This is a genomic window from Aeromonas sp. Y318-3 (assembly GCF_027706185.1).
In the GTDB taxonomy this organism is placed as follows: domain Bacteria; phylum Pseudomonadota; class Gammaproteobacteria; order Enterobacterales; family Aeromonadaceae; genus Aeromonas; species Aeromonas veronii.
On sequence record NZ_JAPDCN010000023.1, the window covers coordinates 23447 to 35283 of the forward strand.

General features: G+C 59.0%; 11 protein-coding genes. 5 read left to right on the forward strand and 6 right to left on the reverse strand.

Going from position 1 to position 11837, the window contains the following annotated elements:
- The first annotated feature begins 244 nt into the window (after window positions 1-244).
- Both corA and OKB77_RS21795 read left to right on the forward strand, forming a co-directional pair.
- Window positions 245-1192 carry a magnesium/cobalt transporter CorA gene (corA, locus tag OKB77_RS21790; protein ID WP_005337059.1) on the forward strand — a complete coding sequence of 316 codons (948 nt, stop codon included), beginning with the start codon at window positions 245-247 and terminating at the stop codon, window positions 1190-1192.
- 148 nt (window positions 1193-1340) lie between these two features.
- Window positions 1341-1802 carry a DUF2919 domain-containing protein gene (locus OKB77_RS21795; RefSeq protein WP_047438295.1) on the forward strand — a complete coding sequence of 154 codons (462 nt, stop codon included), beginning with the start codon at window positions 1341-1343 and terminating at the stop codon, window positions 1800-1802.
- A 12-nt stretch (window positions 1803-1814) separates the two neighbouring features.
- Here the strand turns inward: OKB77_RS21795 and OKB77_RS21800 are convergent, their stop codons facing one another.
- Complete coding sequence (locus OKB77_RS21800) at window positions 1815-2534, reverse strand: hypothetical protein (protein ID WP_404974333.1); 720 nt, start codon at window positions 2532-2534, stop codon at window positions 1815-1817.
- Between the two features lie 292 nt (window positions 2535-2826).
- Here OKB77_RS21800 and OKB77_RS21805 point away from each other — a divergent pair, with 292 nt between their 5' ends.
- Together OKB77_RS21805 and OKB77_RS21810 are read left to right on the forward strand one after the other, a co-directional pair.
- On the forward strand, window positions 2827-3378 hold the full coding sequence (locus tag OKB77_RS21805; protein WP_265776245.1) for a lipoprotein: 552 nt from the start codon (window positions 2827-2829) through the stop codon (window positions 3376-3378).
- A gap of 195 nt (window positions 3379-3573) precedes the next feature.
- Window positions 3574-5571 (forward strand): hypothetical protein, encoded by a 1998-nt coding sequence (locus tag OKB77_RS21810; protein ID WP_265776244.1) that lies wholly within the window; start codon window positions 3574-3576, stop codon window positions 5569-5571.
- Window positions 5572-5655: 84 nt separating this feature from the next.
- On the opposite strand, the gene glgC is transcribed toward OKB77_RS21810, so the two are convergent.
- Window positions 5656-6930, reverse strand: coding sequence for a glucose-1-phosphate adenylyltransferase (gene glgC / locus OKB77_RS21815; RefSeq protein WP_005337070.1), 1275 nt, complete (start codon window positions 6928-6930; stop codon window positions 5656-5658).
- A gap of 189 nt (window positions 6931-7119) precedes the next feature.
- On the opposite strand from glgC, the gene OKB77_RS21820 reads away from it, so the two are divergent.
- Complete coding sequence (locus OKB77_RS21820; RefSeq protein WP_270818487.1) at window positions 7120-8760, forward strand: EAL domain-containing protein; 1641 nt, start codon at window positions 7120-7122, stop codon at window positions 8758-8760.
- Here OKB77_RS21820 and OKB77_RS21825 read toward each other — a convergent pair.
- The 4 genes from OKB77_RS21825 to OKB77_RS21840 form a co-directional block, all read right to left on the reverse strand.
- Complete coding sequence (locus OKB77_RS21825) at window positions 8723-9217, reverse strand: hypothetical protein (protein WP_265776243.1); 495 nt, start codon at window positions 9215-9217, stop codon at window positions 8723-8725. The two genes, OKB77_RS21820 and OKB77_RS21825, sit on opposite strands and share 38 nt — an antisense overlap.
- A gap of 175 nt (window positions 9218-9392) precedes the next feature.
- Window positions 9393-9755, reverse strand: coding sequence for a DUF2750 domain-containing protein (locus tag OKB77_RS21830; RefSeq protein ID WP_005337077.1), 363 nt, complete (start codon window positions 9753-9755; stop codon window positions 9393-9395).
- A 180-nt stretch (window positions 9756-9935) separates the two neighbouring features.
- Window positions 9936-11240 carry an inosine/guanosine kinase gene (locus tag OKB77_RS21835; protein ID WP_005337079.1) on the reverse strand — a complete coding sequence of 435 codons (1305 nt, stop codon included), beginning with the start codon at window positions 11238-11240 and terminating at the stop codon, window positions 9936-9938.
- Window positions 11241-11426: 186 nt separating this feature from the next.
- Complete coding sequence (locus OKB77_RS21840; RefSeq protein WP_058057442.1) at window positions 11427-11819, reverse strand: MAPEG family protein; 393 nt, start codon at window positions 11817-11819, stop codon at window positions 11427-11429.
- Window positions 11820-11837: the final 18 nt, after the last annotated feature.

The window sequence follows — 11837 nt, forward strand, 5'->3', positions numbered from 1 at the left end:
AAAGGCTGGGTTCTACCCCGCATAGCCACTCAGGTGATCCGACCTCGCTGTTTTTTTGAACAAACAAGCTGAATCCCTGATGAATAGCCCCTGACAAGCGCGGCCCGCCCCTGTATAGTTCGCCGCATTCAGGTTTTCCATCGGCCCGATCTGCTTATCCACGGGATCGCCTTCTGCAGCGATCTAAGGCCGCATGACCTGTGCAACCATCCCTGATTACCCATGACTTTTTAAGGGGGGACAGATGATCACCGCCTACATTCTCAATAACAAGGTGCTGGACATAGTCACGCTCGGGCCTGACGACATAGTACCTGACAACACGGTCTGGCTGGATGCCTATAAGCCGGACACGGCAGAGCGAGAATGGTTGACGGGCCTGTTCCTGGAAGAGGTCCCCGACAAGGAAGAGCTCGACGACATCGAAGCATCTGCCCGTTTTTACTGGGATACCGATGGTCTGCACATTCACTCCCTGTTTCCCCAGCGGATCGGTCGTGACACCAAGGGTGTCCACGTCTCCTTTACCCTGCGCAACAACCTGCTGATCAGCATTCGTGAAGATGACATCGGGCTGGTGCGCCTGCTGCGCCACTATATGCGCCAGGATCGGCTGGAGGTGGAGGATGCCCTCGACATCCTGCTGGAAGTGCAAAACCTCAAGGTGGAGTACCTCTCCGACCTTATCGAAGATGGTTACAAGACCTTGGAAAACACCGCCGATCAGATCTTCGAGCCGGATCAGATCAACCCCATGCTGAAAGAGTTGATGGCACAGGAAGAGGCCAACGGCCAGATCCGTCTCTCTCTGCACGATACCCGCCGCGCCCTGCGCTTCCTCAAACGCAGCCTGCGCCAGCGCATGAGCCTTGAGCAGAACAAGTGGATCGACGAGATGCTGCACGACGTGGAATCCCTGTTGCCCCACACCCAGTTCCTGTTCGACAAGATCAACTTCCAGCTGGAGGCCTCCATGGGGGTGACCAATCTGGAGCAGAACAAGGTGATCAAGATCTTCTCGGTAGCCGCCGTGATCTTCCTGCCGCCGACCCTGATCGCCAGTATCTACGGCATGAACTTCGGCCGCATGCCGGAGCTCGCTTGGGAGTATGGTTATCCCATGTCACTGGTGCTGATGGTGATGTCATCGCTCGGCACCGGCCTCTTCTTCAAGCGCAAAGGCTGGCTGTAACGCCGCCGACGCGCGCTGCGATATCTGAAGAAACCGATTGGGGGGCATGGCCCCCCGATTAATTTGCGCCACGCCCAACGCCTTGCAAAGGGCGCTTCGTCGCCCCATATCCCCTTCATCACTCAATTCAAGTGGATAACGGGCAACCATGACCCTCTACCCCGAACACCGATATGACGATCACGGCCAGTTGCGCCCGCCCCTCTGGTTCTGGCCCATCGCCCTGTTGCTGACCCGCTCGGTCTGGCTCTTTTTGATGGCAGGGGTCACCCGCGAGCGCGGCAGCGAGATCCTGACCCTCTTCTATCCAGACAAGATCACCCTCTACATCAGCCTGCTGACCGACGTGCCCGCCATCCTGGCGTTGCTCGCCTGCGGCGGCACCTATCAGCAGACCCAGAGCATTCGCGCCAGACTCCGGCGCCACAGCCCGCTGCTGCTGCTCTGCTCTGCCGTCAGCGGCCTGCTGATGCAGTTGCACAGCCTCAATCTGCAGAAGTGGTCATTCAGCTGGCCCACCGCACTGGTGCTGGTCGCCAGCCTCTGGGCGCTCTGGTATCTGCTGCGCAGTCGCCAACTGCGGGAATATGCCGCAGATCAGCCCCACTGACGGGGCTGACACCTATTGACGAGTGACCCGGATCTGCAGAGTCTGGCGCTCGCTCTGGCTGCCTCGCCCCCCCTGTAGCTGGGTACCGAGGCTGCTCCCCTGATCCGCTGAGCTGGTCGAGAGCTCCCCCACCGTCAGCCACTGGCCCGGGGCCCCGCTCACCTCGGTGGCACTCTGCCCACGATTGATGGTGCCCTGATCCAGCCTCGCCTGTTCACTGCTCAGCGCAATCTGCACCCGATCGCCAATCAAGGTGGCCGTGGCATAGAGGCCGTTCACCAGCGGCATCATCCCCACTACGGCGCCCCCGTTCCACTGATAGAAGGTGACCGGCTGATAGGAGCCCATCTGCAGCAGCACGGGACGACCCGACAGCCCCCGCACCTGCCAGCTGTCGTTCTGGCTGCGCTGGTACTGCCGGGCGTTGCCATCGAGCAGCCACTGCCGTTTGGCCTCGTCGCGACTGATTGAGCCCCCCAGTTGCTGACTGCTGGCAGCGCCCTCCACCCGCCACTCGATAAGCAGACTTTGCGGCGGCTGATTGACCTGCGCCAGCGTGGCTTCGGCCTCCTGCAGCTGGGCTGGCGTCCCGCTCAGCACCAACTGGTTACCCATGGCGCTGACCCCAAGCTGGGGATAGATCTCCTTGAGGGTCTGCACCGCCGCCTGCGCCTCGAAGACCGGGATCACTTTCACCTCGGCCCACAGCAACGGGCTCCACAGTCCCATCATGCAGCCAAGCCACAGCAGCGCCCTGCGACCAACCTTGCCCATCCGAACCATTGCGATCTCCTCGTTCTCTGTGCTCTTCTCGCTCTCTGTTCTCTCTCTGCTCAGGCGTAGACCCACACCCGCAGCAAACAGCTCTACCTTATTCCGCTCACTCGTCGATGATGAACCCGGCGGTTGCCAAAAAACAATCGGGAATGCAGCAAGTCCGTGATTTCCCAGGGTATGAGGCTCTCATTCCACGCCCGTTATCGCGTAAGATAGCGCCATCATAGTTGCCCAAGCGGAATCCATCATGTTGAAACAGCTGTTGTTACTCCCCCTCGCCCTGCTGCTGGGGGCCTGCTCCCTGACCCAGTACAACGTCAGCGAGGCCGAAATCAACCAGTACCTCAAAGATCAGGTCTCTTTTGAAAAACAGCTGGGGATCCCCGGCATCATGTCGAGCAAGATCCGTCTGGACGAGATGCATAGCCGTATCGGCCGCAAACAAGCAGATCGCATCGAGCTGGACGCCGCTGGCGACCTGCAGGTGAGCAGCCCCCTTGGCAGCCAGCAGATGAAGATCCGCTTTGCTTTGAGCGCCCGTCCGGACTATGTGGCCGATCAAGGCGCCATCTATCTGCGCGACCTTGAGCTGGTCTCGGTCAAGACTGAGCCGGCCGATATCGGGGCCGCCCTCACCCCGCTGCTGCCCACCTTCAATCAGTCGCTCTCCCTGTTCCTGTCGCAGACCCCGGTCTATCGCCTCGACAACAGCCGCAAGAACGAAGCCAGGATCAAGGAGAAGGTCGAAGCCCTCAAGGTGGAGCCAGGCCGTCTGGTCATCCCGTTCAAGCTGCTCTGACCCCCGCCGCACCGGCACTTTCAGCGCAATAAACAGATAACCGTCCTCTTCGACAGCGCACGTCTGCTTTAACGTGCTACCGATCAGGGCGGTTTTTTACTTCTCAAGTCCCCCTCAACACAGCATAATGCAGACCATTCTCATTTAGATTCGTCATGAGAAGCGTCAATAATAAAACCAATGGTGAGAAGGGACATGAGAAAAACCGTACTGGTTCAGGCGATTGCCTGCGCACTGATCAGCGGCGCCGCACACGCTGCCGTCAAAGTCGAAGACAAGACATTCAATACCGCCGCCAACATGCTGGCCTATACCGAATTCGAGCTCTCCGGTGAGCCGCTGGCCGAAGCGCTGGGGCTGGATCTGGATGTGCTGGATGCCAACCGTGCCGATGAGCCGACCCCGTTCGACTTCGCTGCCGGCATCGAATCCTACGAATACTCCGAAGAGGCGATGTACGCCCTCAACTACCAATCCGGCATGGGCCCGCATCTGGTAAACGGGCCGCAAAACCTGGCTCGTGGTGGCACCATGGCCTCTCTGGGGCAACGGGTGCTGGCCATGGCCGATGCCGTTGGCTTCCCGGCGGATGAAGTGCCGCAGGGCATGTATCCCCTCTCCCTGCCCTACGCCTCCGCCAATCCTGAGTTTGCCCAGGCAGTGAATACCACTCCGGTCAATGGTGACCAGATCACCATCAAGACCGCCAAAGGGACCGAGAAAACCGTCAAGACCCAGGTGCCCGCCTACTTCCGCGACTACAGCACCCTGCGCTGGAGCGGCAGCGACAACCTGCTGGTGCCCGCAGCGGTGGGCGGCATCCTGCTCAAAGAGGTGATGTGGTCGCAAGACTTCCTCGGCGGCATGCACGTGGCCGAGACCGATGAAGAGGTAGAAGCCGCCTCCGCCACCATGGATCAGGATGGCAAGCACAAGCTGGGCGTCTCTGCCGCCGATGGTTTCAACGGCATGATGCTGACCGAGCAGTCCATCGACAAGCTGGCCATCATGCAGAACCAGCTTGGCTTCGATGGCAAGCAACTGGGCGCCAAAATCACCCCGCAGTACGATCCGGCCAAGGGCGTGATTTACTTCCCCCATCAGGTGAAAGTGACCGAAACCAGCAACAACGATGCCGGTGCCATCGGCAAGCTGGAGGTGGTGGATGGCTCCGCCCAGCTGCGCGATGCCTGGATGATGCTGTGGCCGCTCTCCGAGTTCTATGCCTTCAGCGATCAGCGCAGCGCCAACACCAACCAGAACCCGGCCTTCCACGCCGTGTTTGACGGTGCGCCGTTTGCCGCCGCTCCGGCTGCCAACAAGACCAATGACCTGGGCAAAGCGGTCGCGGGCAGCGATGCCTTCTCGCTGGCGATCAATCTCTCAAACCTCACCTTCAAGAACCTGGTAGCCCTGCACTTTGATACCAAGGCTGGCACCCTGGTCGACAGCTGGCAGGCAGGCAAACAGGGCAAGCACGTCACCACCTTTGACGCCGCTTACGCACTGGTCGCCCTGCAGATCTTCCAGCGCGCTCAGGACGCGCTGCCGGTCGGTTACGCCGCCGGTGACAATGGCGAGCTGAACCTCAAGACCAGGCAGGGTCAGCAAGCGCTTGAGCTTATCCGCAAGCAGGCCGATTTCATCCTTGCCAACCTCAAGGGCAAAAATGGTCTGGTGCATGACGGCATCACGCTAGGTGGCAAGCTCGATGCCGGCCACTCCATCGATGCACAGTTCGCCGCCATCCGTGGTCTGACTGCCGCGTTCCTCGCTACCTCCGATGCCAAGTACCGCACTGCTGCCCGCGAGCTGTTTATCGCCACCGACAAGGCCTACTTCAATGCCAAGGCGGGCACCTGGCTGGCGGGTAAACAGGGTGAATACACTCCCTGGACCCAAGCTGCCATCTCCGGCGCCCTGCGCTCAGCCATGCTGAACCTGCGCAACGAAGGGGCCGAGAAGGCGCCCGAGCTGGAGCTGGCCAAGCTGACCGGTCAGTACGTCAGCTGGTTCCGTGGCACCGTCAACGGTGGCATGCAGATGGCCGAGTGGATCGGTGACTCCGGCGAGAACATCATCGAAGGTGCTGGCAGCGACACCGATGAAGATGGCGTACCGCAAGTGACTGCCGCCGGTGGCAAGCACGGCACCGCCATGGTGATGGCCGCTAAAGCAGTGGTTAGCGAATAATCCTCGCCATTCACCAGCATGAAAAAGGGAGCCACTATGGCTCCCTTTGCATTACAACGTCTGACACAGTTTCAGGGGCCTTTCTCAAACCAGCTTGTCCAGCATCTCCTTGGTCACCAGCACAATCCCCTGCTCGGAGCGGTAGAAGCGGCGGCTATCCTCATCGGCATTCTCGCCCACCACCAGCCCATCGGGTAGCACACACCCTTTATCCACCACCACCCGGCGCAGACGGCAACCGGCACCAATCTCTACCCCGGGGAAGATGATGGCCTGATCCAGGGTGCAGAAGGAGTGCACCCGCACATTGGTAAAGAGCACCGAGTTGAGCACAAATGACCCACTGACGATGGTACCGCCCGAGAACATGGAGTTGATGGTCATGCCATGCTGACCATTGCGATCCTGCACAAACTTGGCCGGTGGCGTCAGGGTCTGGCTGGTCCAGATGGGCCAGTTCTGATCGTAGATATCGAGCTCGGGCAGCACGGAGGCGAGATCCATGTTCGCTTCCCAGAAGGAGTCCAGCGTACCCACGTCACGCCAGTAGGGCTTTTGCCCCTCGCGCGCCCCGACACAGGACATGTTGAAGGGGTGAGCAAATGCCATCCCCTCCTCCACGATGCGGGGGATCACATCCATCCCGAAGTCGTGTTTGGAGTCCTGATTATGAATATCCTCCTCCAGCAGTTGATAGAGGTACTCCGCCTCGAAGATATAGATCCCCATGGAGGCCAGCGAGCGATCTTCGCAACCCGGCATGGCGGGCGGATTGGCCGGTTTTTCGACGAAGGCGCGGATCTTGCGCTGCTCGTCGATATCCATGATCCCGAAGGCGGATGCCTCAGCCCGCGGCACCTCGATACAAGCCACAGTCACCTTGGCGCCAAGGCGCACATGGTCGAGCAGCATGGCAGCGTAATCCATCTTGTAGATGTGATCCCCCGCCAGCACCACCAGGTATTTGGGGCCGTAGTCACGGATGATATCGACGTTCTGATAGATGGCATCGGCGGTGCCGCGATACCAGTGCACCTCGTCCACCCGTTGCTGGGCAGGGAGCAGGTCGATGAATTCGTTCATCTGGTAACGCAGGAAGGACCAGCCCGATTGCAGGTGACGCAGCAGACTGTGAGACTTGTATTGGGTGACTACACCAACGCGGCGGATCCCCGAGTTGATACAGTTGGAGAGCACAAAATCAATGATCCGGAATTTGCCACCGAAATGGACGGCAGGCTTGGCGCGGTTGTCAGTCAACTGCTTCAGGCGACTGCCACGTCCACCCGCCAGCACCAGTGCCATACTCTGGTTCAATAATTGTCGTGCTTTGGCACTATTTTCGGGCTCTAACAACATGATTTACCTCTGCCTTGTTTGATCTATTTTCAACTCATCTTCGCCTGTTTCGGCACCTGTGAAAGTGGTTTCACTCACATTTAACCGATCTCAATTGACCCTTTTCACCGAGTTGCGAGGAATAGCATGCTTTGCTCCGCCAGCTTGGTTAAAATTCCCCCACAAAGCAGCCACTTCAAGGATGACAAGATGGTTCACAAGCTCGGACGTACCCTCTTTCTGATCGCCACCATAGTGACCATACCCCTGCTGCTCCTGCAAGCAGTTTGGTTAGCCCTGCAGAGCACACCGCTCACTTTGGCCATTATTCTGGCCACCACACTGCTTTGCATGATCCTGCTGTTGATGCTGGCCATCCGCACCATGGATGGCATGCTCCAGCATCAGGAGCTCACCTGGGTCAAGGCGATCAGGGGGCGGGACCCCTCACAACTCGATGAGCCCGCCTCCCAGGAGGTGCTGCAACAGCTGCTGGAGCAGTTCGAAAGCGCCGAGCAGAGCGCTCATCGCCAGCTGACCGAGCTCAGCAACCTGGCCACCACCGACGAGCTGACTCAGCTACTCAACCGCCACGCGTTTCGCCGCGACATGACCGAGTTGCTGCAGCGGGATCAGGACACCCAGACCGCGACCCTGGTGCTGATCCGTGCCACCGAGCTTGGCAAAATCAACGCCCAGCGCGGCTTCCAGTCTGGTGATGCCTACATCAAGGACATGGCGGCCCTTATCAAGCGGGTGGTAAGCCGCTTCCCGGGCAATCAGGTCTACCGCATTTCGGGGGCCGATTTCGCCGTACTGGTGCAACCGGTGGCCAATATTCCTCCCCATCTGCTGGGGCAGGATTTGAAGGTGGCCTTCGATCACTATCAGGATCAGCACGAGCTGGAGAGCACCGGTTACTCGGGGCTGACCAAGCTCAGCAGCGGCCAGAAAATTGAAGCCGTGCTGGCCAGAGCGGATCTGGCTCTGGCTCGCGCCCAGACCGAAACCATCAACGGCTGGGCCATCCAGCAGGATGACAGCGCCTCCGATCTGCAGGGGCAACACCACTGGCGCGACGTGCTGACCGAAGTGCTGGCGCAGGAGCGCCTCAGCTTTACCTATCAGCCGATCCAGCCCCTGCATCGCAGCATGCTGGCTTACAACGAGATCTACACCCGCTTCAGCGGCAATGACGGCACCGCCCTGCCCACCGACACCCTGTTTGCCATGGCCCAGCGGCTGGATATGGTGATGCGGCTGGAGCAGCTGGTCATTACCCACATCATGCGTCAGTACCGGGCCTTTGGTGCCAACCAGAGTCGCTGGGGGATCAACCTCTCCCCCAACCTGCTGCAAAACAGCGCCTTCCTGATCTGGCTTGACCGCCAGCTGCTCAAAGATCCCAATACCAGCGCCAATCTGGTGTTCGAACTGGATGAAGAGCATCTGGAACGCAACCTGACCGGCGCCAAGAGGGTGTTTGAACTGCTGCGCCGCAACGGCAGCCGCTCGGCCATCGCCAATTTCGGCAAGGGGATCGGCTCATTCACCCTGTTTCGCGAGCTCAAGCCCGACTACATCAAGCTCGATCCTGCCCTTATTACCGGGCTGGAGCAGGATCAGACCAACCAGCAGTTCGTGCGCATGATCGTTGATGTATCACATCGGATGGGATGTCAGGTGATTGCAGAAGGGGTAGAACAGCTTGGCCAGAAACAGCTGCTGCAGGGGATGTACGTGGATGGCTTGCAGGGTTATCTGATCGCCCGGCCGCAACCGCTGCGACCGGATATCAGCCAGCTGGGGCTCTTTACTGAGGATGCTTCAGCTTCAACAGGGTCAGAATGATGTCATTGAGCTGGCGGTAACGCTCCAGCTCCTTCTGATCGTAACGGGTCGCCAGTGTAGTGGGATTGTGGCGGTTTTTGAGGTAACGGTTGATCTGCAATCGGTTGAACCCCGCCACCTGATAAACCTGGCCAAGCAGGCTATTGAGCTCATCGTGCTCCAGACCTGCTCTGGCCAGATAGTCCCCATCGGCGGGACTCTCGGTATGATGGGTCCATTTACCAATGCGGCCACTCTCCTGCAGATAGCTGAGCCACTGTTCGATATAGAGCGGTTTGCACCCCGCCAACAGGTTGAAAAAGCCCACCGCATCGCAACGACAACCGCTCAGGAGTACGACCGCCAGCTGATCGTCATCGCACTGGAAGGTCACTGGTCCGGCTTGCGCCCAATCCAGCGCCTGCACCCGAATGCTGGCCTTCTCACCCGCAGCTCCCGTTACGTCGAATACAAACATGGCGCTCCTCCCTTGGCAAAAGGTTGATGATGGACCATCCCCCTGACAGGTGCAAAGGCAAATCGGCTTTTAACTCATCAATCGGGCCATTCGACCATAAAAAAGACCGGCACCCTCACGGATGCCGGTCTTTGTCCCGATGGCCTGTGCGTTCAGGCCATCAATGGAGGCGCTTTCAGGCGTCCAGTTCAACCAGTGCCTTGGCCAGCTCGATGGGTTCGAGCTCCTGGCCTTCCAGATCGGCGTTCCAGTTCGGGCCGACCAGCACATCATCTTCATCCAGATCGTTGATCCAGATATCGAGAAACTCTTCCAGATCGATCACTTCCGGCTCGTAATCGGCCCACTCGTCGACGCAGTGCAGACGGGCGTCCTCTTCGGCAGACCAGAGCGGCATCACGTCGGCATCTTCAAATTCGGCGGAGCGGCAGACGACCCAGTCTTCCCCATAGCGCAGACCCCACACCTGACCCGACTCGCGGACTTGTTCGATAAACAGTTGGAAATTGGCGTCAAGGTTGTCGTTAAGCATGCTCATGGGATTCTCTCTTTCTTTCGGGTGCTGCGGCATTGTCGGGCGACAATACGATGGCCAAATGGTGTCGTAAAAGTGACATGGACTCAAGCATATTGGGGTTATTCCGGGAAAAAAGCCGGGATAACTCCCATTTGCCTGCAAAAACGCCTCCCGATGGAGGCGTCTTGCAGATTCAGGAGATCAACGCTCCCAGTAAACCTCTTCCAGGCTGTCCTCTTTCTCCGGCAAACCGCGGGAGAGACGTGGGCTGCTCTGGGCCAACACCTCGTAGCTGACGCGGTTGGCATATTTGCACACCTGGGCCAGTGAGGAGTAAGTCAGGAACTCGGAGATGTGCTTGGCGGAGTTGGGCACATTCATCCGGTGATAGGAGTTCGCCACCATGTCGTGCAGCACGGCGGAAAGGGCGCCATCCCCTGCCCCGTTGGTGTTCTTGATCTTCTCCGGGCCACCCATATACGGGGAGATGTGGGAGTAGATGCGGGCCGGTTTACGGCACTTGGCACGGGCCATCGGGCGGCTGAACTCATACATGTTGAACTCGGGGATAACGCCGGGCAGCAGGGTATGAGTGGTCTCGCGCTTGTAGTCCTCATCGGTGTAGCTCGCCATGTAAAGGCCGATGGGGCCAGCAGTACAGAGCACCATGTCGGCCCAGTCGAGTGCCTTGTCGGCAGCACCGAGCGGATCAGCGATACCGGTCAGGGCTTCACCTTCGTCTTCGTTCATCGCCAGCACAGTCACGTTCTCGGCAATGAAGTCACGCCACCACTGGGGGTTTTCGTCGATGACGAAACGGGTGCCCAAGGTCAGCACCACGGGAATACCGGCCTCTCGGGCATAACGCACCGCGGTCATGGCCGCCTCTTTCATCGGATCACCATCGTCACCACGCACCAGATAGGCGGTGATCACCAGGGCTGACGCCCCTTTGATCACATCCTCCGGAATGTGCTGCACATCCAGCTGGTTCATCTTGCCGGCGTTGATGCCGAAGCTGCGCTCGCCGCACTCGGTGATGAAGGTGAAGCAACGGCCGATGGGGCCATCAACCGGCTGCAGATAGTCCAGATTGACGCGGGAAGAGGTGTTGCACAGATAACGGTAGGCGTAACAGCCGATGCGAATATCCTGACTCATCACACCCAGCAAAATGGAGTGGGAATCGGCCAGTACCGAGTAGTTGTGTACCGTGTTGCCGATGGTGCCACCGGCAAACTCGCTCACTACCATGTTGTTGGCCTTGAGCTCGTCATAAATCCGTTCGGCTACATCGTCATTGATAACGACGGAGTGCCCCTTGCTCAGACCATAACGGGTCAGAAAGTCTTCATCCACATGGGCTTCAATATCAACCAGGGTCTGATCAATCCCGACCACGTAGGCTTTGCCCAGCTCGGTTAACAGGGGATTTTGCGGAACCAGGGGATCGCGTCTGTCGACAGGGAAGTAGTGTTTGGACTTGCGCTGACCGGGAAATTTCATGGCAATGTTCTGTGCTCTGGGGGAAAGAGGGGCGGGATTTTAACACAATCCGCCGCCCCGAAAAGTCGCCCTGTTTAAATAATGGAGTCAGTATAGACAAGGCTTGCAAGGAAAAACGTTTGCCTTTTCACCATAAAAAAACCACCCCGCCCGGGGTGGCTCTATAGCATAAAAAAGCGTCGGTTTTCAGGCGGCCGCCATGCCCTGCAACAGGGCCAGCAGCGAGAAGAGGCCGAGGGCGAGCCAGAACAGCAAGGTGCCCAGAAAACGGGGCACATTGGGGGCTTTGGGGATCTGGATGCCGATGGCATGCAGGATGCGGCCGACCAGCAGCATGGCGCCACCGGCATGCAGCCAGAACGCACCGGCACCGGAGAGCTCGCACAGCGCCATCAGCAGCAGGGTCAACGGCACATACTCGGCAAAGTTGCCGTGGGCCCGGATCGCCGCCAGCAGCTCGGGGGCCTCCCCCTGCCCTATCATCACCCCGAACTGGGCGCGGCGTTTGACCACCCAGAAGGAGAGCCCCAAAAACAGCAGCCCCAGCAAGCCTGCGTAAATCAGCGTGATATGCACCATAAGACGGCTCCTTGTTTG

Coding starts and splice junctions, on each gene's coding strand:
- corA (WP_005337059.1), top strand. CDS start 245: ATGATCACCGCCTACATTCTCAATAACAAGGTGCTGGACATAGTCACG.
- OKB77_RS21795 (WP_047438295.1), top strand. CDS start 1,341: ATGACCCTCTACCCCGAACACCGATATGACGATCACGGCCAGTTGCGC.
- OKB77_RS21800 (WP_404974333.1), bottom strand. CDS start 2,534: ATGATGGGACTGTGGAGCCCGTTGCTGTGGGCCGAGGTGAAAGTGATC.
- OKB77_RS21805 (WP_265776245.1), top strand. CDS start 2,827: ATGTTGAAACAGCTGTTGTTACTCCCCCTCGCCCTGCTGCTGGGGGCC.
- OKB77_RS21810 (WP_265776244.1), top strand. CDS start 3,574: ATGAGAAAAACCGTACTGGTTCAGGCGATTGCCTGCGCACTGATCAGC.
- glgC (WP_005337070.1), bottom strand. CDS start 6,930: ATGTTGTTAGAGCCCGAAAATAGTGCCAAAGCACGACAATTATTGAAC.
- OKB77_RS21820 (WP_270818487.1), top strand. CDS start 7,120: ATGGTTCACAAGCTCGGACGTACCCTCTTTCTGATCGCCACCATAGTG.
- OKB77_RS21825 (WP_265776243.1), bottom strand. CDS start 9,217: ATGTTTGTATTCGACGTAACGGGAGCTGCGGGTGAGAAGGCCAGCATT.
- OKB77_RS21830 (WP_005337077.1), bottom strand. CDS start 9,755: ATGAGCATGCTTAACGACAACCTTGACGCCAATTTCCAACTGTTTATC.
- OKB77_RS21835 (WP_005337079.1), bottom strand. CDS start 11,240: ATGAAATTTCCCGGTCAGCGCAAGTCCAAACACTACTTCCCTGTCGAC.
- OKB77_RS21840 (WP_058057442.1), bottom strand. CDS start 11,819: ATGGTGCATATCACGCTGATTTACGCAGGCTTGCTGGGGCTGCTGTTT.